Origin of the sequence: Methylomonas sp. EFPC1 (assembly GCF_016925515.1) — a bacterium.
GTDB lineage: Bacteria > Pseudomonadota > Gammaproteobacteria > Methylococcales > Methylomonadaceae > Methylomonas > Methylomonas defluvii.
Genome location: NZ_CP070494.1, coordinates 722,644 through 746,971, shown reverse-complemented (window position 1 = coordinate 746,971; position 24,328 = coordinate 722,644). Strand labels below are relative to the sequence as shown.

15 protein-coding genes are annotated in these 24,328 nt (G+C 54.5%); 4 read left to right on the top strand and 11 right to left on the bottom strand.

The window, feature by feature from the left end; translation table 11 throughout:
- Window positions 1-8: 8 nt before the first annotated feature.
- From JWZ98_RS03510 to JWZ98_RS03465, 10 genes are all read right to left on the bottom strand, one after another.
- The gene (locus JWZ98_RS03510; RefSeq protein WP_205453293.1) at window positions 9-3,692 is read right to left on the bottom strand and encodes a hypothetical protein; all 3,684 of its coding nucleotides are present in this window, start codon (window positions 3,690-3,692) and stop codon (window positions 9-11) included.
- A 160-nt stretch (window positions 3,693-3,852) separates the two neighbouring features.
- On the bottom strand, window positions 3,853-5,541 hold the full coding sequence (locus JWZ98_RS03505) for an FHA domain-containing protein (protein WP_205453291.1): 1,689 nt from the start codon (window positions 5,539-5,541) through the stop codon (window positions 3,853-3,855).
- A 166-nt stretch (window positions 5,542-5,707) separates the two neighbouring features.
- Window positions 5,708-6,781 (bottom strand): hypothetical protein, encoded by a 1,074-nt coding sequence (locus JWZ98_RS03500; protein ID WP_205453289.1) that lies wholly within the window; start codon window positions 6,779-6,781, stop codon window positions 5,708-5,710.
- Window positions 6,756-8,168 (bottom strand): MBOAT family protein, encoded by a 1,413-nt coding sequence (locus JWZ98_RS03495; protein ID WP_205453287.1) that lies wholly within the window; start codon window positions 8,166-8,168, stop codon window positions 6,756-6,758. Before JWZ98_RS03495 ends, JWZ98_RS03500 begins: the two co-directional genes overlap by 26 nt.
- 119 nt (window positions 8,169-8,287) lie before the next feature.
- Entirely contained in the window at window positions 8,288-9,268 is a 981-nt protein-coding gene (mltB, locus tag JWZ98_RS03490) for a lytic murein transglycosylase B (RefSeq protein ID WP_346015187.1), read from the bottom strand.
- A gap of 13 nt (window positions 9,269-9,281) precedes the next feature.
- Window positions 9,282-10,412, bottom strand: a complete 1,131-nt coding sequence (gene rodA, locus JWZ98_RS03485; RefSeq protein ID WP_171696559.1) for a rod shape-determining protein RodA — start codon at window positions 10,410-10,412, stop codon at window positions 9,282-9,284.
- A 2-nt stretch (window positions 10,413-10,414) separates the two neighbouring features.
- Complete coding sequence (gene mrdA, locus JWZ98_RS03480) at window positions 10,415-12,259, bottom strand: penicillin-binding protein 2 (RefSeq protein ID WP_171696560.1); 1,845 nt, start codon at window positions 12,257-12,259, stop codon at window positions 10,415-10,417.
- A gap of 6 nt (window positions 12,260-12,265) precedes the next feature.
- On the bottom strand, window positions 12,266-12,754 hold the full coding sequence (gene mreD, locus JWZ98_RS03475; protein WP_101052072.1) for a rod shape-determining protein MreD: 489 nt from the start codon (window positions 12,752-12,754) through the stop codon (window positions 12,266-12,268).
- Window positions 12,741-13,637 carry a rod shape-determining protein MreC gene (mreC, locus tag JWZ98_RS03470; protein WP_101052071.1) on the bottom strand — a complete coding sequence of 299 codons (897 nt, stop codon included), beginning with the start codon at window positions 13,635-13,637 and terminating at the stop codon, window positions 12,741-12,743. The genes mreD and mreC overlap by 14 nt, the downstream gene beginning before the upstream one ends.
- A gap of 181 nt (window positions 13,638-13,818) precedes the next feature.
- On the bottom strand, window positions 13,819-14,862 hold the full coding sequence (locus JWZ98_RS03465) for a rod shape-determining protein (protein ID WP_020484718.1): 1,044 nt from the start codon (window positions 14,860-14,862) through the stop codon (window positions 13,819-13,821).
- 114 nt (window positions 14,863-14,976) lie between these two features.
- Here JWZ98_RS03465 and gatC point away from each other — a divergent pair, with 114 nt between their 5' ends.
- Genes gatC through gatB form a run of 4 tightly spaced genes read left to right on the top strand, consistent with a single transcriptional unit; the run spans window position 14,977 to window position 18,797 of the window.
- The gene (gatC, locus tag JWZ98_RS03460) at window positions 14,977-15,264 is read left to right on the top strand and encodes an Asp-tRNA(Asn)/Glu-tRNA(Gln) amidotransferase subunit GatC (protein WP_205453283.1); all 288 of its coding nucleotides are present in this window, start codon (window positions 14,977-14,979) and stop codon (window positions 15,262-15,264) included.
- A gap of 8 nt (window positions 15,265-15,272) precedes the next feature.
- Window positions 15,273-16,724 (top strand): Asp-tRNA(Asn)/Glu-tRNA(Gln) amidotransferase subunit GatA, encoded by a 1,452-nt coding sequence (gene gatA / locus JWZ98_RS03455; protein WP_205453281.1) that lies wholly within the window; start codon window positions 15,273-15,275, stop codon window positions 16,722-16,724.
- Window positions 16,725-16,736: 12 nt separating this feature from the next.
- Window positions 16,737-17,339 (top strand): Uma2 family endonuclease, encoded by a 603-nt coding sequence (locus tag JWZ98_RS03450; RefSeq protein ID WP_033156052.1) that lies wholly within the window; start codon window positions 16,737-16,739, stop codon window positions 17,337-17,339.
- Between the two features lie 18 nt (window positions 17,340-17,357).
- Window positions 17,358-18,797: an Asp-tRNA(Asn)/Glu-tRNA(Gln) amidotransferase subunit GatB gene (gatB, locus tag JWZ98_RS03445; protein ID WP_205453279.1), complete on the top strand. Its 1,440-nt coding sequence runs from the start codon at window positions 17,358-17,360 to the stop codon at window positions 18,795-18,797.
- 148 nt (window positions 18,798-18,945) lie between these two features.
- On the opposite strand, the gene JWZ98_RS03440 is transcribed toward gatB, so the two are convergent.
- Window positions 18,946-24,108, bottom strand: a complete 5,163-nt coding sequence (locus JWZ98_RS03440) for a RecQ family ATP-dependent DNA helicase (protein WP_205453277.1) — start codon at window positions 24,106-24,108, stop codon at window positions 18,946-18,948.
- Window positions 24,109-24,328: the final 220 nt, after the last annotated feature.

The window sequence follows — 24,328 nt, the reverse complement described above, 5'->3', positions numbered from 1 at the left end:
GCAGTCCGTCAATCGGCAATCGCCTGGAGATAATGCGCCCGCGATAATACATACATGGGGCTGGAGGAAATTGAGACGATGGCCTGGCCCACATTATCGACGGCCAGTTCCTGCGCTTGCCCGACGACATCCACCGCCACCCAGGCTTTGCTCGGGTCCAGCCGTATTGGCCAGTCACTGCGGGCGTCATCTGTTCGCCAGATCATCAAAGTCTCGCCAAAATAAGCGGCCTGGACCTTATCGTCGTGGGTATCGACGGCTCGATAAGGCCAGCCGTCGATCAGCGCGCCGGCGGTATACATGGCCGCTTCGCCGGGCTTATGGCCTAAGGAATAGTCCCAGATTCGGCCGTAAGCCAGGTCATATTCGTGGGCGATGCAAAACGCTAAACCCAGATAATCCGGACGGCTGTTGACCCAGGCGATGATTTTCGCTACCTGCTCGGCCTGCCAGCGCCGGCCGCTGAAACCGTGCATGGCCTTGGCACCGGTTTCGCCAAGCCAGAACGGCAATTTGTTGCTGCGGCCCAGGCTGGCATAGCTTGCCAACACGCCCCGCTCATCTTCGTTGGAACCATTACCAATCGGCCCGCCAAAACGCGGCGGCTGCTGCGGATAGGCGTGCACGTCCCAAGCGTCGTGGTAGTTATCCAAACCCAATTGCAATACCTGTTTAAACCAATCGCCCTCGCCCGGCCTGACCAAGCTTCCGCCGACGTAATGCGCATCGCTGCGGGCTTGATGGGCTTGTTGATATTCCCATTTCGCTCGTTCGACCCAATGCGCCGGCTCGCGCAGCGCTTGCCAATCGGCTTCATGGCGAATATCTATTTCGTTCGTGGCTTTAAAATAGCGAGTGTAAGCCGCCGCCGATTGGATAAAGTTTTGGCCGTCAGCAGGTTTGTCGTTCAACCAATTGCTGTCGCCTGAGGAATCAGCAAATAACTGCAAACCGCGCTGTTTGGCTTGTTCCCACAGCGGCTTATAGTCGGGAGCAAACCCCGGATAGCTGCCGTAGCTTCTGAAAATCCCCATCCGTTCCAGCCAAGCAAAATAGCCGCCAGATTGCCTGAAACTTTTGTCCCCGTCGGCCAGCGCGTAGTAATCGTTGTTCCAGAGTTTCTTTTGCACCAGCCGTTGCTTTTGGGCGGCATTGCCGCCGACCACACTAAAACCGTCGGCCGGATAATGCATGATCAAGCGGCCGTCGGTCGTATACAAGGACGGATAGACCGCGTAATAACCCGGCTCAAGAAGCTTGCCAAAATCGACTTCAATCTGACCGGGAAAGGTATCGCTGACTTCCCGTTCGGCGATTTGTTTGCCGCTGTAATCTACCAGGCGCAGACGGCATTTTGCCGGGAAGCGCAGTAGCGGCGCCGCTAAAGTCGTTTCTTCCAAAATCGGCTGCCAGCGTAAATCCACTTTTAACTTCAGCGCATCCCCTGGATGCAGCAGGTTGGCAGGCGCATCAACAAATACTGTGGGCCTTAACTTTGAGGCAATCCGATGTAAAGCCAGATCCGCATCGGGATCGCTAACTTGGGTTGTCAAGCCTGCCGATGTCTGTCCGGCCGGATCGGTGAATGCCCCGGAGAAATAAAAGCGCTGCCCTTTCTCATGTTGCATTACCAGTTTCAGCAGCAGGCTATGCCAGCCGGGCGTCAAGTTTAGCGCCACCACTTGCGGGGACTGCATGCGCTCGGCGGAAGCGGTGACCAGCAAGCCTTCCGTGGTCAAGCCATGCAATAGCGTTTTGGCTTGAGCACCCATCGATTTGGCAAAGCCGGCGGGTGGGCTTGGATCATCGCTAAACGTAATAGATTGACCATCCAGCCAGCCGGCGGATTTGATACCGGATTGCCGTAGATGTAACAGCGTTGGCGTTGCTTGCTGGGCGTGGATGTAAAGCTGCGCATAGCCGGTGCCGCGCGACCAACCATAAGCATGTGCCGTGCTGGCTTCAATGTCGGCGTCACCGTTGGCTTGGGTTGCTGCGATGCGCCAATCGCGCATTTTGCCGCCCATCATTTCCAGGCTCAGATAGGCTTGCTCAGGATTGGGCCGTAAGATAGTTTCCGTATCCAGGCCAAACACCGATACGCCGGCTTGGCCGTCTTGCAAACCTCCGACCAGCCAAGCCATTGGCACACCGTTTTGCAACGGTGTCGGCGGCAGGGGATTCACTTGGGCGGGTATCGGCATAGTGCCAAATTTGCCGGGATCAGCCAGAAACTTGAGCACCTCCGCTGCTGCGGCCGGTTGAGTCAAGACGCCGAGCACTGTGAAATGGTCGTCGGCGATTACCGCGGCGGGCAGAGTCTTAATATTTAATTGCCCGGCCATCGCTTCGGCTGCGGGGCCGAGCAAATAAGTGACCGGCAAATTTTCATAGACCGGTCGAGCCGCATCCGCAGCCAAGCCGCCAAATAACATCTCGGCATATTCGCCCTTGCCATCCAACAGATAAAGGCGTCGCGGGCCTGCGGCGGCAGGTTTAGTCAACGCCAGGAAACGATTTCTGGCCTGCGCCTGCTCGGCGGACATCCACTCGCCAAGCGGCTTACTAAGTATCAATAAAAATGCGTCGAAAACCTTGGCCCCGTCGGCCTTGCCGCTATTTTCGATGTCCAGCCAGCGGTCGCCAGGCAACAATGTCACGCCGGCAGGTGCCAGCAACCATTGGTATTCCCATGGGGTGTTGTTAGTCAGCGCAAACTCGCTGCGAGCCGCCAGTTCTTCAGGTTTTGCACCGGCCTTGACGATAAAGTGTTGTTTGACCTGAGACACTTCGCCGCCGCTTTTATAGCGGGCCAGCAATCGATATTCCCCGGGCTTAAGGGCTGTCGGCAATGCAAAACGAAAACTACCGCCCCAATCGCCAAATCCCTGATGAAACAGTAATGCTTCATCCTGCTCGGTGCTCAGTGCGCCGGTATTGCGGCCCGCCGTGGCGCTACCAGTCACAACGTCGAGATAGCGCGGCTTGGGCAACGCCGCCAAGATTGGCGCCTTGCCTAATTCCAACAATACTGCCGGTTGATCCGCTCGCCCCTCCCAGGGCAACGCCGCCCACGGCGACGCCAACAAAAACGCATCGAACACTTTGGCGTCGTGACCATTGCCGCTGTTGCGAATTTCGATCACATTATCACCGGCTTTCAGCGGCACCGGCTTATCACCGGTCATCCAGGCGTATTCCCAGCCGCTGGGTTTCAGCGCAAAGCTGCCGCGCAACGTCAACCGGCCGGCATCCGGTCCCGCCCAGACTTCAAAAGTCTGTACACAAACATTCGGATCGCCGCCCTGCCGCCAGCGCGCCCAAAATTTAAAATCGCCAGAAACAGACTGAGTTAGGTTGAAACGAAACACCACCGGCCATGCGCCAAACCCGGCATGCAGCACGTTGACGGCATCAGGCTCGATTTGCCAACTGACGCTGGCTTGCGGTTCCGGCAGCGCTTGGCCTGGCACGATCTGGACACTGGGCAGGAGATGAGATAGTGCAGAAGGCGCACTGCCCAACTCAAGCAAGAAGGCCGGATGCTGCGGCGTGAGATTAATGGGGAGATTATGAGTTGCGTCATTTAATCCGGCCTGGCTCGCACCGGGAACGGCTATTGCCAGCAGACAGGGAAAAATGAACCAAGTAGAGGCCGAAAACAGCCGAATGAATACAGCGCAGGGAGGCATCGCAAATCCTTGTCGGTCAAAAACACCCGAGACCAGCTCGGGAGCGAACACATCCTTGTCGGCACCATGATAAAACAGCTTGGCAAAAATTTCCGCTTTAGTGCCTGTTCATTAGGCTATGCAAAATCATAGGGCGTTGCGCTGGAACAAAAACAGAAACTCAATTGACGGCCTGAGTTAGCTGTAGAAGTGGCGGGCTGAAGTCGAAACCGAAATGCTTAGGGTCTTCGCCTATCACCGCCGCCGAGACGATGTAAAACACGTAATCATAGGTTTCTACTGGAATTTCGTATTGCTGGATGAATTTCCAGAAGTTGCGGTCGCGCGGGTTATCCGGCATTTTTTCCACCATCCCGCGTACCTTATTGTGGCCGTAGTTATAACTGGCCATCACCAACAAGCCCGATGCCTGCGCCTGCTTGCTGTAGATGTATTTCAGGTATTTGGCGCCAGCTTGGGTGGCCTGCGCAAAATCAAAACGCGCATCCTGCTCGTCGTATTCTCTGACATTCGCCAGCGGTCCGGGCGGCAGTCCGTATTCCTGGCCGGTGGTGGCCAAGAATTGCCAGGCACCCTTGGCTATGCCAAAACGGGTCTCCGGCCCTATCGCTTTCGTGTCGTAATTGCTTTCCTGCAGAGGCAAATAGATAAAATAAGCGGGCAGACCTTCCTTATCCAAGGCTTCCAGCACCATCGGGCCGTATTGGTTGTCTTGCATGTTTTTAATAGCCAGGCGCAATCTGCCGGTATCCTGCCAGTTTTTGATGTATTGCCGTACTTGCGTGACAAACTCGTCCGGCAGTTCCAATTCGCTTTCGCCGAAGCCTCTGACCACACGAGTGATTAACTCACGTTCGTATTGTTCGTCGGTCGGAAAGCTCAGGCGTAGAAAATCGATTTCTTTCAGGTATTCCTGATACTTGGCTTTCATCAGCTTCAGCTTCTGCCGTTCCTCGGCCAGGCGTTTTTTTTCTTCCAGAATTTTCGCCTGTTCGGCTTTGATGCGCTCCTGCGAGACCTTTAGTTTTTCGTCCTTTAACTCCTCCAGAGCCTTACCCAGAGATTCGATATTTTCCGCCAAGCGAATATCGGCTTGCGACAAACTGACTTCCAAGGTTTTCACGTCGTAAAACATATTGATCGCCAGCTTGCGGGCATTGTCCAGCGCCAGGTATTGGTAAGTGACCAAGCCGGTGGCTATCACAAACAAGATTCCCAAAGACCAAATCAGCTTTTTGTAATTTTTGGTTCTGACGGTTCTATCCTCGCGGATCACCCGCCGCACCATGCGCGTGTAGTCGCCCATATCCGCCGATTCTTCTTCGGACAACAGGCGGTTTTTGATGGCGTCGGCAGATAAATTCGGCTGCGGCTTGGGTCGTGGGGCTATGGGCTGAACGGGCATTTGCGCAGCGGCAAATAAAGTGGCATCGTCCTTTGGCGTGGGTAAAACGGGTCTTGCATTTGCCGAGGCGATTTTTAGTTCAAACGGCGAAACGCCCAGACCCAACAACACCGGCAAATGCAACTTGGTTTTGGCGGCCAGTCTTTGCTTATCCAGATACACGCCGTGCGTACTGTTTAAATCATAAAGCCACCAGCCGTCCGCTTCGCGCTTGATTTGCAAATGATGCCGGCTGATGGATTGATCGTTGACGACCACCGAGTTCTCTTGGGCCCGCCCGACGCTGAAACTGTTTTCAAAAGCATAGTTGGCGATCACTTGTCCGCTGATATTCAGCAAATCGACCAGTAGCGTTTCCGGCTTGACCAATACGGTGCGATCAGCATCCGCTTCCGGTGCTTTAAACGGACCGACACCCATGAAAACGGTTTTATCGTCTTCCATCAATTTGCCTCATCGTTACGTTGCCTGCGCAGAATCTTGCTATCCCACCCTTAACTCCCGCGGGCGACTGTGTGCTTGACTTGCGACAATGGTTTCCCGCCTTGGGAATGCCGGCCGCAAAGAATTTAAGGACCGGGTTAATAATCGCTCTTATGTATAGGCGATTTCAAAAAACCGCTTTAGCTTTTAATCCCGAAACCAGCTGTGTGGTAAAAGCCTGCTTATCTCGCATATCCAAATGCGAGCCGTCCGGCAATGCAAAGTTTAACGCCGGATAATCCTGAGAATTAAAAGTTATTGCTCGGCTATGAGCGGCAAATACATCCCAACCAAATTCACGTGGACTTCTATGCTCATCAATGGCGAAAATCAATCCTGCCATCGGGAAGTTGATAAAGGCGATTTTGCCGCCCCGCTCCAAAATCCGGTCTGTCAGGCGATTTACGTAGAAAAACTGCTCCGGCGCGTAATGGGTCGGTGCCGATTGCTGCAAAGCGTCAATCACCAGACGTTCGAAATCGGCTTGCGAGGCTACTTTAGCAAAATCGACCGTTTGCCCAAGGTTACGCAACACCCGCTGAATATAAAACATCGGCTGGTCGACCAATTGATAATCGGCATCGCGTTGCCGATTGGGCTTGGTACTGAGATAAAGCGGCCTCACTTTGCCCGGCGTAATCAACCGTATCAACAAATCGCTGGCCGGCATGCCGCTGGCGTATAACGCAGACCATTGTTGCACCCGACTTTTCAGTAGCGTTTCCAGCTTGGGCGCCACCAGGTCTTTGTATTCTTTGTGGTAAAAGCTGATCCATTCGTTGGCGCGGTCGGTGTGCGATTTTTCCACCAATTTCCAGACATCGCCGGACACCAGTACGGTGCCGGTAATACTGTCATCGGCGGCCAAATCAGCCAACACCGGCAAAAACTCCGAACCGTCTATCGCCAGTTGCACTGGGGTTAAGCCGGTTGCGGCAGCCAATACATCCAAATCCATATCCAGTTGCATGCGCGAGTCGCCGACCAGGATCAGGGCCTGCTTACCCAGCAACGTGGCTTTAGTGCGTTCGGTGGCCCATAACTCCTTGCTGTCCTGCACATTGGGCTGAAAGCCGATTTGCCGTAACCTCAGCTCGACAACCGCCAACAACAGCACGGCAATCGCCATGCCGGTCAGAACGCTGCGTTTAAGGGCTTGCTGGGGCAAACGATCACTAGAATTGGAAGTATATGAATGCACGACTATCACCCGTAGAAAAAATACCCACACAAACCATCAACAAGGCGACGAGGCTGGTTTTGACCATGGGCGAAAAACTGTCGAATCGTTGTTCAAGCCTGATGTCCCGGCTGACGATATGCCAAATCAACGTTGTTGCCATGACGGTCACGACGACAATCCGGCTGAGCATCCCCAATTCACTACTGCCCGTGGTATTGGTCAGTGCCCCTAATATTGCCGCTAAGTTGTCGAAGCCTTGCGCACGAAACGGAATCCAGGTCAGCGACACCAGCAAAAAGGTCAGCACAATCAGCACCAGTTTTGGCGCAAGCCCAAGCGGACGATAAGACGTGACTTGCTTGATCCCGTGTTCGATAACCAGAAACAATCCGTGCAAACATCCCCATACCGCAAAAGTCCAGGCCGCACCATGCCATAGCCCACCCAAGATCATCACCAATACCAGATTGAAGACGGTCCTAACGGGCTTACCTCTGCTGCCGCCGAGACTAAAATACAGGTAATCCCGTAACCAGCTGGACAGCGAGATATGCCAGCGCTTCCAGAAATCCGAAAAGCCCAGCGCGCCATAAGGACAATGAAAATTATCGGGCAGGCTAAAACCCAAAGTCAGCGCAGCACCGATGGCGCATAAGGAGTAGCCTGCAAAGTCGAAAAAGATTTGCCCGGAAAACGCCAACACACCCAGCCAAACATCCTGCGCGGAAAACGCACTGGGCGTAGCGTAAATCTGATCGACTACCGGCGCTAAGGCAGTGTCGGCCAAAATGGCTTTGGCGAAAATTCCGAATAAAAATAGCGTCAGCCCCCAAACGAATTGCTGACTGGTGGCTTTTTGCGGGGCTTTACACTGGGGCAGAAACTGGGGTGCGCGGACAATTGGCCCGGCCACCAGTTGCGGAAAAAAGGTCACGAATAACGAAAAATCCAGAAAGCTGGTTTCGGCGGGCGTTTTGCGTTGATAAACGTCCAGCGTGTAGGACAAGGTTTGGAAAGTGTAAAAGGAAATACCGATCGGCAACACAATGCCCAAAGGCAGCGGTTGATAGTTTATTCCGGCCAACCCGAGCAAACCGGCAAAACTTTGATTCAAGAAATCCGCGTATTTGAAAAAACCCAGAAAACCAAGATTCACCAACAAACTAATCGTCAGCAAACCTTTGCGCCGTTCCTGGCTTTTTGCCGCCGCCATGGTTTTGGCCAAAAAAAAGTCTACGGTGGTGGAAATCCATAACAGCACCACGAATGGCGGATTCCAGGCGGCGTAGAACAAATAACTGGCGATCAATAGAACGATTTTCTGAGCTCGCCAATTACGTATCGAATAATGCAGGGCTAAAACGACTAGCCAAAAAATCAGAAATAAAAACGAATCAAATTGCATAGGCCGGCTGCCAGTTGAAACAGGGCCGACAGAATCGGCCGTGTAAAGTCAGATGGACGCGCTGGCAAGCTTGTATTTGCCAGTGCCGGACAAGAATAGTCCAACAATGGCAATCACGCTTACGAAGCCTTGCGGGCGGCAATAGCCTGGCTGAGTTGATACACCGCCATAGCGTAAAGCGGGCTGTGGTTATAGCGTGTGATGACATAAAAGTTATGCAGGCCCACCCATAAATCTTCGCCCACCTGTTGCTGGTAAGCCAGCAGTTTGACGGTTTCACTGGCGGCCAACTGCGTCGGCACATCGACTCCTAAACGACGCAATTCGCCGACATTCGTATCCGGCTTGACGCCCTTGCTCAATGCTTGCCGATAGGCTTCGCCACGGGCACTAACCGGGTAAGCGACAGCCCCGCCCGGTTGCCACTGGTTGCGCACGAAATAATTGGCCACGCTGGCAATCGCATCGGCGCTGTTAGTCCAGATATTCCGTTTGCCGTCCAGATCAAAATCCTTGGCGTAGCCCCGAAAACTGCTGGGCATGAATTGCGGCAGTCCCATGGCACCCGCGTACGACCCCATGGGCTGCAGCGGGTCCATGTGCTCTTCGCGGGCCAGCACCAGAAATTGCTCCAGTTCCTTCAGGAAGAATTCGCTGCGGGGCGGATAGGCAAAACCCAAAGTCGCCAGGGCGTCAATCACCCGATATTTACCGGTATGCGCGCCGTATTTGGTTTCCACGCCGATGATGGCGATGATGATTTCCGCCGGCACGCCGTATTGGCTTTCCACGGCTTTCAAAGCCGCTTCGTTGTCCTTCCAGAACTGCACGCCACCGGCAATCCGGGCTTCGGTCATGAATATCTCACGATACTGAAACCAGGGTTTGCCTTCCGCCGGCTTGGACATCGCATCCAAAATCGGCTGCTGGATTTGCACAACCTTAAACAAATTGCGCAATTCAGCTTCGTTGAAATGCTGCTGTTTGACCATGTTGTGGATAAACTGTTTGAAGCTGTCGGTTTCGGCGATTTCAGCCGATGCCGAACCGGCAGCGAACAACGTGGCGGCCAGCAGCCAGGCGGATAGACTCTTATTCATGTTCATAAGCCAATTAAACAGGTAGTAATTTACGGTGGGTATGGATGGACATCAGAATACCGAAGCCGGCCATCAGCGTCACCATCGAGGTGCCGCCGTAGCTAATCAATGGTAGCGGCACGCCGACCACCGGCAGCACGCCGATCACCATGCCGATATTCACAAAAACGTAGACAAAAAAAGTAAAGGCCAAACTGCCGGCTAACAAGCGCGAGTAGGTATCCTGGGCTTGCACGGCAATGTAGAAACACCGGCTGATGACCAGCAGATACAAAACCAGCAGCCCGACGCAGCCGAACAAGCCAAACTCCTCGGCAAACACCGCAAAGATAAAGTCCGTGGAGCTTTCCGGTAAAAAATCCAGTTCCGCTTGACTACTGCCCAACCAGCCCTTGCCATTGATGCCGCCGGAACCGATGGCAATCTTGGATTGAATGATATGGTAACCGGCGCCCATGGGGTCCGCTTCCGGATTCATAAACGTCAATACGCGGTTGCGCTGATAGTCGCGCATGAAATGCCACAACACCGGGGTCAAGGACGCCAGTAAAGCCACAATGCCTAGCATGAACCACCACGACAAGCCGGCGAAGAACAACACTGCGGCCCCGGAACTGGCTACCAGCAAGGAGGTCCCCAAATCCGGCTGTTTTGCAATCAGCAAAACCGGCACAATCAACAACGTCGCCGCGCCCAACACATGCTTGGGCTTGGGCGGCAAGGCCCGTTCCGACAGATACCAGGCCACCATCATCGGCGCACTGATTTTGGTAAATTCGGACGGTTGAAAACGAAAGAAACCCAGATCCAGCCAACGCTGAGCGCCCATACTGATCTGCCCCATTACCGCCACTGCCAGTAACAACAACACGCAAATCGAGAACAAGGCCACCGAAAAACTCTGGAAACGACGCGGATTGACGTGCGCCAACACGATCATCAATAAAATGGCGAAACCCATACGGGTGGCGTGCCGAATCAGCAACGGCACTTCCTGGCCGCCGGCACTGTATAAAATCACAAAACTGGTGGCGCAAATCAGCAACAAGCCGATGAACAGCGGGATGTCGATATGCAGCTTTCTGAGTAAATTGCCTAGCAGCGACGGCGGCTGAAACTGCTCATTGCGCATTTCGGTTCTCATGGCTACGGCTCCTTTTTTTGATTCAGATAGGCATCGATAATTTCGCCGGCAATCGGCGCCGCCACCGAGCCGCCGTGGCCGCCGTGCTCGGCAATGATCGCCACCGCAATTTGCGGGTCGTGGACTGGCGCAAAGGCTATGAACAAAGCATGGTCGCGCATTTTAAAATCGATGGCGTCCTCGTTGTATTTCTCTTCCTGCTTGATGGTAAACACTTGCGCGGTGCCGGTCTTGCCGGCAATTTGATAGGTGATGGCCTTAGCCAAACGGCCGGCGGTACCCCGCGCTCCGTGCACCACGTTGGTCATGCCTTTGATGATGTTATCGACATTTTGGGTTTTCAGCGGAATTAGTGCATCGGCTTTACCGCCTATCATGTCCGCGTAATCAGCGCTGATAATACTGTGCACCAAATGCGGTGTGATCACTTTGCCGTAGTTAGCCAGCGTAGCAGTAGCGTGAGCCAACTGCAGCGGCGTGGCCTGCGTGTAACCCTGACCGATGCCGGTAATGAGCGTTTCGCCCGGAAACCAGGCCTGGCTACGGTAATGTTTTTTCCATTCCTTAGACGGCATCAATCCATCGACCTCGCCGACCAAATCGATACCGGTTTTTCGACCGAAACTGAATTTGTCCATAAAGTCGTGCATCTTATCGATACCCAATGCTAAGGCCAGGTCGTAAAAATACACGTCGCAAGACTGGGTAATAGCCTCGTTCATATCCACCATACCGTGCCCCCACTTTTTCCAGTCGCGATACTTGTGATCGACATTCGGCAGCTTGTAATAACCCGGACAGAACAAACGGTGGTTAAAATCGGTGACGCCATATTCCAGACCGGCCAAGCCTAGAAACGGCTTGACGGTGGAACCCGGCGGATACTGGCCGCGCAAGGCCCGGTTGTATAAAGGCTGATCCGGCGAATCCTGCAAGGCTTTGTATTCTTTGCCGGAAATCCCGGAAACAAACGGATTGGGATCGAAACCGGGCCGGCTGGCGAACACCAGCACCCCGCCGGTTTTGATTTCTATCGCCACCGCGGCGCCGTTGTATTCCGACAAGGCATCGTAGGCGATTTTTTGCAAATCGATGTCCAGCGTCAGGTAGATATTGGAACCGGCCACCGGCTCCACCGTCGCTACAGTATTGACGGCCCTGGCCTGCGCATTGGTTTCTATTTCCTCGTAGCCGGCGGTGCCCAGCAAATGCTCTTCATAGGTTTTTTCGATGCCGGTTTTGCCGATGTGGTTGGTGCCGCGATATTTGGCCAGCGGCAAAGTTTGCATTTCCTTTTCGTTGATCCGACCGACATAGCCGACCACATGAGAAGCCAAGTCGCCGTAAGGATAATGCCGCACCAAGCGAGCGTAGACATCGACACCGGGGAAATACGGCCTGACCACGGCAAATTTAGCGACTTCCTCGTCGCTGAGATTCTGCAGCAACGGCGTACTGGTGAAGGATTTGTTGCGCTTACGCTGCTTTTGAAACAAATCGATTTTTTCCTCGGAAATATCCAGCAGCTTTTGCAATCTGACTAGCGTGTCGTCGAGATTTTCGATTTGCTCTGGAATCAACTCCAAGCTGTAGGTCGGCACATTTTCCGCTAGCATCCGGCCCTTGCGGTCGTAAATCACGCCACGGGTGGGTGGCAAGGGCGAAATTTTGATGCGGTTGTCCTTGGACAAGGTTGCATAGTGCTCGTGACCGACCACCTGCAAATACACCAAACGGGTAACCAAACCGGCGATCAAAAACAGGATCAAGATAAACGCCGCGACGATGCGGCTTAAAAATAAGCGACTTTCGGCGAGCGGATCTTTAATGGCGAATTTTCTATCCATGCTCCGTTAGACGATGCGTGCCATTACCCGGATATAACGCAGCACCACAAACACCAGCGGCCACACCAAGGTGCCGGATAATACCGGATACCAAAACGCCAGGGATAGGCGATTGCCGGCTTGCATGCTTTCGGTGCCGAAAATAATGCTCTGCGATGCAAACAAGCACAAAAACACAAACAAGCATTGCTGCACCATCGGAAATTGCCGCAAACGCCGATGCTCGTTGATACTGAAATAGCAAATCAGCGCATAAATCAAGGCGTACTGCCCCAGCAAACGGCCGGTTAATACGTCAGTCAACAAACCTATCGACCAAGCGCTGAATACGCCAAACCGTTCCGGCAAGGCAATGGACCAATAAATTAACACCAATACAATCCAGTCCGGATTGAATACATCCATACTGGGAAACAGTGACATTACCCGCAGCACCATCGCCGCGCCTATGGTAACGATGAAGTAAATGGTAGCGGCAAAATCAAGGCGCGACATGCTCGGCTTCCTTGGCTTCCGGCTCGGCTGGCGCTTTACCCTGCTCGCCTAACACCACCGGCGTGGAATGACTCCAGACGATCAAAAACTCGCGGCTTTTATCCAATTCCGCCTTGGGCGTGGCGTAAATATTGGCAAAGGATTTGTCTGGCCTGGCTTCGAATTTATCCACTACCGCGACCGGATAACCGGCCGGAAATACGCCGCCAAGTCCGGAGGTAACCAGCAAATCCCCTGGCACGATGTCCGCGTTATTAGCCAGAAACGGCAAATGCAGACGATTGGGCTGGCCGGTACCGAAAGCGATGGTACGCAAACCGTTGCGGTTAACCTGTACCGGGACGGCATGGTCGGGATCGGTGATCAGCATCACTTCCGAGCTGGACGGTAATGCTCGCACCACTTGGCCGACGATGCCGTTGGCATCCAAAACAGGCTGTTCCGGATGCACGCCAAAACGCGAGCCTTTGTTGACCACCACCGTGTGTTCGTAAGGCGCCAGTTTTACCGACACCAGCTCCGCTACCAGTACCTGTTCGCCCAGCTGAAAGGAGTTTTCCAGCAACATTCGCAGCCGGGTGTTTTCCTTTTCCAAGGCTGCGAATTTCAACAATTTCGCATCGTTGACGAACTGAGCCTCTTTCAAGCGGCGGTTTTCCTTTTGCAGCTCCACAAAAGAAATCACCGTTCCAGACACGGTCTGATAAAAATCGACAGGTAGACTGGCCAGCGATTGTAAGGGATAGGTGAACACCGATAACAAGGAGCGCAGCCGGTCCAGGCGTTCACTGCGATAATCAATCACTAACATCGAAATTGATACCAGCAATGCCACCAGTAAGCGGGTATTAAGGGAAGGGCCTTTGGCAAATAAGAGTTTTATGGCAAACCTCTAACAATCAAAACGCGGCCAGCAAGACCGGCACCCATCGACGCGACAGCAAGAACAATCAAGCTCCGCTCATGGGCAGTTCATGTGCCGAGCGGCATAAATTCGTAGAAAAGGCCGCTGTAGCCGCTTTACGCGGTCACAGCGGCCTTTCAGAGATATTTCGGTACAGCGTTTATTCCAAAGAAAACGCTGAAGCACCTTTAGAGTCCAACATTTCCAACACCATGCCGCCGCCACGGGCCACGCAAGTCAAAGGATCGTCGGCGATATACACCGGCAGACCGGTTTCCTCGGAAATCAAGCGGTCAATGTCTTTCAACAATGCGCCGCCGCCGGTCAACACAATACCGCGACTGGCGACATCCGCACCTAGTTCCGGTGGAGTTTGTTCCAAGGCCACTTTCACAGCACTGACGATGCCCGATAAGGGTTCTTGCAAGGCTTCCAGAATTTCATTGCTATTCAGCGAGAAACTGCGTGGCACGCCCTCGGCCAAATTGCGGCCGGTGACCTGCATTTCCCGCACTTCGCTACCAGGATAGGCCGCGCCGATTTGATGTTTGATTTTCTCGGCGGTCGCTTCGCCGATCAAGGTGCCGTAATTACGGCGCACGTAGCTGATGATGGCATCATCAAAGCGGTCGCCGCCGATTCTGACCGACGCCGAATAAACGATACCGTTCAAGGAAATCACCGCCACCTCTGAAGTGCCACCGCCAATATCCAGCACCATCGAACCGTGGGCAGTATCCACCGGCAAACCAGCGCCCACCGCAGCCGACATCGGCTCTTCGATCAAATAAACTTCTCTAGCACCCGCCATGGCCGCCGATTCACGAATTGCCCGCCGTTCTACCTGAGTCGAGCCGCAAGGCACGCAGATCAGAATGCGCGGACTGGGCCGCAACAGTTTGTTTTCGTGGACTTTTTTGATAAAAAACCGCAGCATGCGCTCGGTGACCGCAAAGTCGGCAATCACGCCGTCTTTCAATGGCCGAATAGCAGTGATATTACCGGGCGTACGGCCCAGCATACTTTTGGCATCGGCGCCGATAGCGGCGATAGTTTTTTGGCCGCGAATTTTATCTTCTTTGATCGCCACCACGGAAGGCTCGTTGAGTACGATTCCCTGGCCCGGAACATAAATCAGCGTATTTGCCGTACCCAAATCGATCGACAAATCATTGGAAAACAGGCCACGAATTCTTTTAAACATTTTATGCAGTACCCTAAGCGCACACGGAAAATCCCGCTACTTTAACAATCAAGCAGGTATTTGAGCAAGATATAAAGTATCATAGTTTTACTAAGAAAACCTGGAGTTACAAGAATGTCGTTAACGGCGAATGACGTTAAAAAAATCGCTCACCTGGCAAGGCTGGGCATTGCTGAACAAGATGTCGAACACTATGCAAAAGACCTATCCGGCGTATTGGCGTTAATGACGCAAATGGGCCAATTAGACACGACCGGCGTAACACCCATGGCGCATCCACTGGATCAAATGCAGCGCCTGCGCGAAGATGCGGTGACAGAGACCGATCAGCGTGATCATTTCCAAACCATCGCCCCGCAAACCGAAGCCGGATTGTACCTGGTCCCCAAAGTCATCGATTAAGGACGATTATGCACAAACTTACCCTCACCGAACTGGCAGCCGGGCTGCGCAGCAAAGCATTCTCCAGCGTAGAACTGACTCAACATTTTCTGGCCCGCACCCACCAGCACCAGAACTTGAACGCATTTATTACCGTGAACGCCGACAATGCCTTGCAACAGGCCCAGGCGGCCGATCAGTTACTGGCTAGCGGCAATGCTGGACCATTGGCCGGCATCCCCATCGCCCAAAAAGATATTTTCTGCACGCTAAGCACTAAAACCAGCTGCGGCTCGAAAATGCTGGATAACTTCATCGCCCCTTACGATGCCACGGTGGTTGAACACTTCAACAGGGCCGGCGCCGTGATGCTAGGCAAATTGAACATGGACGAGTTTGCGATGGGCTCGTCCAACGAAAACAGTTTCTACGGCCCGGTGCGCAACCCTTGGGCGACCGATTGCGTCCCCGGCGGTTCGTCCGGCGGCTCGGCGGCGGCAGTCGCGGCGCGTCTGGCGCCTGCGGTGACCGGCACCGACACCGGCGGTTCGATTAGGCAACCGGCAGCGCTGTGCGGTATCACCGGATTGAAACCGACTTACGGCCGCGTGTCGCGTTACGGCATGATCGCCTACGCTTCCAGCCTGGATCAAGGCGGCCCGATGGCGCGTAGCGCCGAAGACGCGGCTTTACTTTTGCAGGTGATGGCCGGCTTCGATCCCAAAGATTCGACCAGCGTCGATCAACCCGTACCTGACTATAGCGCCAGCCTGAACGATAGTTTACAAGGCCTGAAAATCGGTCTGCCGAAACAGTTTTTTAGCGCCGAGCTGGACAGCCAAATGGCCGCCACCATCCACGCCGCGGTTGCCGAATATCAAAAGCTGGGCGCGGAAGTCAAAGAAGTGGACATGCCGAATCTGCAGTTGGCAATCCCTGCTTATTACGTGATCGCTTCCGCCGAATGCTCGTCCAACCTATCGCGCTACGACGGCGTGCGCTTCGGTTACCGTTGCCAAAATCCCGCCGACTTGACCGACCTTTACACTCGCTCGCGTGGAGAAGCCTTCGGTGCCGAAGTCAAGCGGCGGATTTTGATGGGCACCTATGCGCTGTCGGCCGGTTATTACGATGCTTATTACTTAAAAGCCCAGCAAGTGCGCCGCCTGATCAGCGACGACTTCAAACGCGCTTTGAGCGAAGTCGACGTACTAATGGGCCCGGTCACGCCAAGCACGGCATTCAAAATCGGCGAAAAAACCAGCGATCCGATTCAGATGTATCTGGAAGATATTTACACCATTGCCATCAACTTGGCGGGTTTGCCGGCGATGTCGATTCCGGCCGGATTCATGGACGGCAAACCTGTGGGCTTACACGTGATAGGCAATTATTTCAGCGAAGCCAAGTTGCTGAATGTCGGCCACCGCTACCAGCAAGTCACCGATTGGCACCTGCAAGCACCAAAGGGTTTTGAATAACGGAGATTAGTCATGGCTAAGATCACCGAATTGTCGCAGTTGGATATGGATGGCACATACAGCTATGCCGATTATTTGACTTGGCGGCTTGAAGAATCCGTCGAGCTGATTAAAGGCAAGATCATGGCGATGTCGCCCGCGCCCAACCGCAAGCATCAGTGCATCTCCGGCAACTTGTTCCTGTATTTGGGAAACTATTTCAAGCGCAAACCCTGCGAAGTGTTTGTCGCACCATTTGACGTAAAGCTTTACGACCGCCGTAAATCGCTACTCAAAAATGGCGAAGCCTTCAGCGTCGTCCAACCCGACCTATGCGTGATTTGCGACAAAGACAAACTCACCGAACAAGGCTGCGACGGCGCGCCGGACTGGATCATTGAAGTCTTGTCGCCCGGTAACAGCCGCAAAGAAGTGCGCCTGAAATACGACTTATACGAAGAAAGCGGCGTAAGAGAATACTGGCTGGTATTTCCCTACGAACAAATCGTGCAGCAATTCGTGCTGGACGAGCAGGATAAATATCAATTGCGCGGCTTATATCCGGGCAACGAAATCGCCGCTCCGCATTTATTCCCCGACCTGCAAATCGACCTGAACGACGTTTTTGCCGAATAAGCTTTAAAGGAACCACGAATGAACTCACAATGGGAAGCCGTGATCGGCTTGGAAATCCACACCCAACTCTCCACGAAATCGAAAATATTCTCCGGTGCCGCCACCGCTTACGGCGCGGAACCCAATACCCAAGCTTGCGCTGTCGACTTGGGCTTGCCGGGGGTTTTGCCCGTATTGAATAAAGACGCCGTGCGCAAGGCCGTCACCTTCGGTTTGGCCATCGACGCCGAGATTGCCCCGCATTCGGTGTTCGCCCGCAAAAACTATTTTTATCCGGACTTACCGAAAGGCTACCAGATCAGCCAGTTCGAACTGCCTATCGTCGGCAATGGCCATCTGGACATCGAAGTCGATGGTGTCAGCAAACGCATCGGCATCACCCGCGCCCATCTGGAAGAGGACGCCGGCAAATCCTTGCACGAAGACTTCCATGGCCTGACCGGCATCGACTTGAACCGTGCCGGCACACCCCTGCTGGAAATCGTTTCCGAACCGGATATGCGTTCGGCTAAGGAAGCGGTCGCTTACATGCGCAAGCTGCACGAACTGGTGCGCTACCTGGAAATCTGCGACGGCAATATGCAGGAAGGTTCGTTCCGCTGCGACGCCAACGTCTCGGTGCGCCCGAAAGGCCAAGCTGAATTCGGCACCCGCGCCGAAATCAAGAACATCAACTCCTTCAAATTCGTCGAAAAAGCTATCAATCACGAAATCGAGCGGCAAATCGATGTCATCGAAGGTGGCGGCAAAGTCGTTCAGGAAACCCGTTTGTACGACGCTAACAAAGACGAAACCCGTTCCATGCGCAGCAAGGAAGAAGCCAACGACTACCGCTACTTCCCCGATCCCGACCTGTTGCCGGTATTGATTGAAGAAAGTTTGAAAAACGAAATTCGTGCCACGCTACCGGAACTGCCGGATGCCAAGAAACAGCGTTTCATCGAGCAGTACGCCCTGGATAACGAAAGCGCTACCACCTTGACGTCGTCGCGCGAATTGGCCGACTTTTACGAAACAGTCGTCAAAGCCTCGGGCGGCGAGGCTAAGCTGGCTGGCAACTGGCTGACCGGCGACGTGTTGGGCGCATTGAACAAAGCCGGATTGGAAATCGGCGATTGCCCGGTCAATGCCGAGCGCCTGGCCGGCCTGCTCAAACGCATTGCCGACAACACCATCTCAGGTAAAACCGCCAAACAGGTATTCGATAAGCTCTGGAACAGCACCGACAGTGCCGACGAAATCATCGAAAAAGAAGGCTTGAAGCAGATCACCGACAGCGGCGCGATAGAAGCCATCGTCGATAAAGTGATAGCCGCTAACCCCGTACCTGTCGAACAATACCGTGCGGGTAAAGACAAGGCTTTGATGGCTCTGGTCGGGCAAATCATGAAAGAAACCCAAGGCAAAGCCAATCCGGGCGAAGTGAACAAGATGTTGATTGCCAAGCTGAAAAGCTAAGGACTCAAGGTATTGCCTCAAGGGTGGCCGGAAAAATTTCGGTCTCCCGCGTTCAAGCCGATCATGCTTCGACAGACTCAGCACGAACGGCTTGACGACAGAAGGCAGAGCTTCCGGAACAGCCTACCGGACAGCCGAAATTGTTAAATCACGACCTTGGAACCCTATCGGCGGGCAGATACAAAATTTCCGGCAATACCAATTCCCAATGCTCGCAACGCAGATTTTCGGTAATGCCGGCGGTTTTATGCCTTACCGAAATGGCGGCAACCCGCATCGCCACTATTCTGCCTGCTGGCGGCGCAAAAGCCTTGGCCATCCGCGTGACCGCCACTCCGTTTAGATCCGCCAGTTCCCATCCGCTTTGCCCATCGCTTCTGGCGCGCAATATCAACTCGCTGCCGACCTCCAATGCCGCAATCGCTCGATGAATAGGCTTATCCGGCCCATAGTATCCCGGCCAATCAAGCCAAACTTGTTCAAGGTTAGCCACCCAAGTACGTTGACCCAGCGCTGGCAATTCTCGACCGAATTGCGGCTGGGTTTTAACGCAAAGCGCTGCGCAGTCTCGGATAAAAGCATGCCGCCCACCCTGTTTGGCGCAAACAGTAAGGGTTTTGCGAGCGCGGGTCATCGCCACATAAAACAGCCGCCGCTCGTCATCGCCGCTCTGCTGCCAGCCGCCGCCGTCCAGAATCAGCACATGGTCAAACTCCAAACCCTTGGCTCGATGCGCGGTCAACAGTAGCAGCGGGGCGTGCCGGCTGTCGTTTGCCCCGGACTGGCTACCGGAACCGAATTCGTAAAGCGCTTCGACGACGTTGCTAACCACATGCTGACAACCCGGCGCGACCGCCTCGGAGGCAATGATGAATTGCGCCAGCATGGCGCGATAAGGATGTTCGATCAGCTCATCGACAGATTGCCGGTAGCGGCGCTTAAACCAGCGCGACAAGGTTCCGTAGCGCAGCAATACTCTGGATTTACCGGACTTGCTCCGCAGCTTGTTCAACAAAGCCAGTAAGCTGTGGCCTTCCCTTGTGCCGTGCAAATTCAGCAAAGCACTGTCACGCAGCAGCCTCACCGGGATCCCTTGTAGACGACATAATTCGGCCAGAGGCTCCAATGTTTCCCAATGTCTGGCAATCACCGCAAACCGGCCCCAATGGCTGACTTGGCCCGCGTTTGCCAAATGATTCAACCGCACCAGCTCGGCCAACGCCACTTCGACTTCACCGTGGAGTGGTGATGGCGTTTCCAGGATATGTACCCGGCCTTGCGTCAAACTATCCAGTTCGGCAAATTCGCCGCCGTCCGCCGCATCCCGACGCGCGTAATTGATTTGGATGGCGTGCTGCGTTTTCATCCGCTCCCGCGCCGGCGTAATTACCCGGTTTGCACAATGGATGATCTGCGCGGTGGAGCGATAATTTTCAATCAGATAGTAGGTCTTGGCCTGATAGTCCGTGGCAAACTGCTTAATGAAGCGCACGTTGGCGCCGTCAAACGCATAAATATTTTGGTCATCGTCGCCCACCGCCAACAACGACAATTTGTCTTCCTCGCTGTTGATCGCCCGGCCGGCCAACGCGCTGATCAACGCATAATGCTCGGCGTTGATGTCCTGATATTCGTCCACCAGCAAATAGCGCAAGCCGGACAACAAGCGGTCGCGTTGGATGCCCGGCCCGAGCTCGTCGCCCTGCTCCGCTTGCTGCAATAATGCCGTGGCGGATTTAAACACCGCCTTAAAGTCGACTTGTTCGCCATGCTCGGCGGCCACCGCGTAACTGGTGCCGGTTAGCCGCATCGCCAGGCTGTGCAAGGTTTGCACGGTCACCCCGGCGGCATCGGCGCCGATCAAGGCCCACAAACGCTTGCGGATTTCGACGGCCGCCGAGCGGTTATAACTCAACACCATAATGTCTTCCGGCAACACCATGCATTCGCGCAGCAGCCAGGCCACCCGATGCACAATCACCTTGGTCTTGCCGGAGCCGGGGCCGGCCAATACCAATTGACTGCCTTCCGGCGGCGCGGCGACGATGGCCTGTTGCTCTGGATTTTGCAAGTCGGTGAGGATGCGCCTATGCGCGGCTTCGGTGGTGGCCATTTCCAGAAGATCCTGTCGGCCGGCGAAATAGCGGCGCACGAATTCGTGTCTGTCCATACCAAAGTAATCGACGATAAAGGCCATCGCCGCCTGAATCTTGCCCAGCGCCAGCCGGGCGTATTCCGCCATCACATGCACCTGGATAATCTTGTCCTTGTAATGCAAAGCCAGCTCGGCGTAATCGGATTTTTTAAATTGCCGGCGCCGGGCCTCGGCATTGAGCTGAATACTCATCGCCGCGCGGAACACCGCCTTACCACGGGCCAGATGCAATACTTCGTTGCTGTCCAGATAAATCAGCGCCGCCGCCAAGGCCAGTTGCCAATCGCGCACATCCAGATCCTGCAAGGTCAGATCGGCTTGCAAAGCCGCTTCCAAATCCCCTTGCTTACAGGTAACCAGCAGATTATTGCCTTGGCGTTTTGCTAGAAAGTAATTTAACAAAGCCTGAGCCAACCGCATGCGCTTATGGCGGATGGTGTCGATATCCTGCCAACTGCGCAGCAATTTCAAATAGCGATTATCCTGACCGGCCGGACGCAACGCGAAAAAACCGCGCAGGCCGGTGCCATCGCCAAAGGCTTCGGCGAACGATTTCATCAAACGGGTCAATTTGTCCGGCGTCAATTCCACGCCAGCCTCGCGGCGTAAGCTGTCGCATAGCCGGCGCACGTTCAGGATCTGCCACTGCTCGCGATCCGCATCCGGCGCGGCCTCGCGCAGGCTGGCAATCAAGGCGTCTTCCAACTTACGCAAGTCTTCCAGCCTGTCGGCGGTATCGGGGTCGCGGTACAAGGTCACGCCGATTTCGGTATCGTTGGATACCAGTTTAAAACGATCCAAGTCCCGCAACATGCTCTGCACTTCGTGGGAATTGCGACCGGTCGCCAGCATCAAATCGTCGGTGCTGATGCCTTCGTCGTCTTCGCTATAAAACAATTGCGACAACAGCGCGATGTAAGGCTCGATGTCGGCGTTCGGCCCCAGTTTTTTCTGCAGCAAGACTCGGGCTTCATCGATACTGGCCACCTGCAAGCTGCCCGGAAACACCCGGGTATGATTTTCCTGACGCTCGAGCAAACGCGCTTCCTCCAGCCAGGCCACCGCGATGCGGACCTTGGTGTCGGCATCGGCGGCGTCGGGATCGATGCCGTGCTTATCCGGGATTTCCAACAAAATTTCGCCGCTGGTGACTACCACCGAACCTTCGCTGCGGTCTTTGCGCTCGATGCTGCGTAAAGCTTTTAAAATCGCTGAAATATCATGTTGCGTCAGCCGCGAATTACGCAACAAGCGAAACTGCACATCCAGATCGGCATCGTCGTACAACAACACACAGCGCGCTAAGTCTTGATCGCGGCCCGCCCGGCCCGCTTCCTGGAGATAATTTTCCAAGGAGCCCGGCGTATCCAAATGAATCACCAGCCGCACATCGGCCTTATCCACACCCATGCCAAAGGCATTGGTGGCGGCGATGACGCGCAGTTCGCCGGCGATAAAAGCTTCCTGCACCTGGCGCTTTTGCTCCGGCTGCATGCCGCCGTGAAAGTAGCCGCAATCCAGGCCGGCCTGTTTTAAAAATTCGGCCATTTCCTCCACGGTCTTCTGCCGGGCGCAAAACACGATGGCGCCGCCCTCATCGCGCAAGCTTTGCTCCAGCAAACGTAGCACTTCCGGATATTTGGCTTGGGCCGGCACCGCATGCACTTCGTACAACAGGTTTTCCCGACTGACGCCGCCGCTCAAGCACGCCAATGTGATCCCCAGGCGCTTGCGAAAATGCTCGACAATGTCTTGCACCACATCCGGCTTGGCGGTGGCGGTAAAACAAAACACCGGCGACGGCTTGTCCTTTTGCCGAGTCTTGATAAAGCGCGACACGTACAAATAATCCGGGCGAAAATCATGGCCCCATTTGGACAAACAATGCGCCTCGTCGAACACCCAGGCACCGACTTCGCGATGCTGCAAAGCCTTGGCAAACGCCGTACTTCTGAATTGTTCCGGCGCCACAAAGATCAAACCCAAATCGCCCAAGCGTAACTTATCCAACATCACTTGTCGTTCCAGCGGATTCAGCAAACTGTTGATGTAACCGGCGCAAGTGATGCCGCGCGCTTCCAGGTTATCGACCTGATCCTTCATCAAGGATTGCAGCGGTGAAATGATCACCGTCAGGCTGCCGTTGCGGTAAAACCGCGCCAGGGCCGGCAATTGGTAACATAGCGATTTACCGCCGCCGGTCGGCAGAATCGCCAGGGTCGGCGCGCCAGCAAAACCGTGTTCAACGATGACTTGTTGCAAGGACCGACCATCCTCGGTAGTCGGCGTCGGCCGGAATTGCGTAATGCCCGGAAAATAGCGCGGCAACAATTGCGACAGATCATGCTGTTCCCGGCACCAGTCGCACCCAGCATCGCCGCATGGTACATCGCGCAAGGTCGCGATCAACTCGCGGGTTTTCGGGAACGACAAACTCACCCAAGGCGGCAGTACGGAATTGCCACCCGACACCCGCAGCCAGGCCAACACATACGCCAACGGCTTGTGCCAATCCGGCTCCGGCAAATAGTCGTTGACGATGTGTTGCTGCCCGGCCCGGCACACCTTGCCGTCGGTAGCGCGCCGCCAAGCCGCTTGCGCATCGATTAACGACGGCCTTAGCGCCGCGCGCAAGGTCGCGAAGAAATTCGCTACGCCCTTGCCGTTTTCCGGCGCCAATAAAAAATGCAGGCACAACGCCTCGTCAGGATGTTCAGCCACCCGCTGGCGCAAGGCGTCGGCCTGATCCAAAAACAGCTCATAAGCCAGTTCCGCGTCGCGGACCGGGTCGTTGCGGGTGGTGGTGCAGAGTTTGTAGTCCTTCACCAGGCGGTGATAAGGATTCTGCGGAAAGGCCACCGGCGACAGCTCCAGCGTATCGACCAAAGGCAAGCGGTGCAAAGCAAGATCGGGATGCAACACGGATAAAGCCGGCTGATCGAAGGCAATCACGTTATGCCCCAACACAAACGCCGCGCCTTCGCTGATGTGATCCAGCTTTTGTGTCAGATCGGCAGCCTTGCCGGATAAACGCAAACGGGCATCGGTGTCCGGTCGATACGCGCCAATCTCCCGCAGCTTTAGGCTATCCTGCCGGGCGGTTTCAATGTCGATGCACAGGCATTTGGCTCGGATTCTGTCGGATGGTTGAGCCATTGTGTCGGGGAATGGGGATGAACGTGGATGTTTAGGTTAGCGACGCTTTGTGCTATTCGGCCGACCCGCTATACGCGAAGCTATAGGGGCCGGGGGAAATGGGGCTTAACCATAGCGCAACAAACGGGTCTTGCCTAGGTTAGCTTGGCCAAGCGCACTGACATCCTGCCTTTTCCAGGATTTTTTCCCAATAAAGAGGGTGTAGACGGCTTACGTTAAC

Bases quoted from the DNA above. Each gene is read 5' to 3' on its own strand.
- JWZ98_RS03510 (WP_205453293.1), bottom strand. From the start codon at position 3,692: ATGCCTCCCTGCGCTGTATTCATTCGGCTGTTTTCGGCCTCTACTTGG.
- JWZ98_RS03505 (WP_205453291.1), bottom strand. From the start codon at position 5,541: ATGGAAGACGATAAAACCGTTTTCATGGGTGTCGGTCCGTTTAAAGCA.
- JWZ98_RS03495 (WP_205453287.1), bottom strand. From the start codon at position 8,168: ATGCAATTTGATTCGTTTTTATTTCTGATTTTTTGGCTAGTCGTTTTA.
- mltB (WP_346015187.1), bottom strand. From the start codon at position 9,268: ATGAATAAGAGTCTATCCGCCTGGCTGCTGGCCGCCACGTTGTTCGCT.
- rodA (WP_171696559.1), bottom strand. From the start codon at position 10,412: ATGAGAACCGAAATGCGCAATGAGCAGTTTCAGCCGCCGTCGCTGCTA.
- mrdA (WP_171696560.1), bottom strand. From the start codon at position 12,259: ATGGATAGAAAATTCGCCATTAAAGATCCGCTCGCCGAAAGTCGCTTA.
- mreD (WP_101052072.1), bottom strand. From the start codon at position 12,754: ATGTCGCGCCTTGATTTTGCCGCTACCATTTACTTCATCGTTACCATA.
- JWZ98_RS03465 (WP_020484718.1), bottom strand. From the start codon at position 14,862: ATGTTTAAAAGAATTCGTGGCCTGTTTTCCAATGATTTGTCGATCGAT.
- gatC (WP_205453283.1), top strand. From the start codon at position 14,977: ATGTCGTTAACGGCGAATGACGTTAAAAAAATCGCTCACCTGGCAAGG.
- gatA (WP_205453281.1), top strand. From the start codon at position 15,273: ATGCACAAACTTACCCTCACCGAACTGGCAGCCGGGCTGCGCAGCAAA.
- JWZ98_RS03450 (WP_033156052.1), top strand. From the start codon at position 16,737: ATGGCTAAGATCACCGAATTGTCGCAGTTGGATATGGATGGCACATAC.
- gatB (WP_205453279.1), top strand. From the start codon at position 17,358: ATGAACTCACAATGGGAAGCCGTGATCGGCTTGGAAATCCACACCCAA.
- JWZ98_RS03440 (WP_205453277.1), bottom strand. From the start codon at position 24,108: ATGGCTCAACCATCCGACAGAATCCGAGCCAAATGCCTGTGCATCGAC.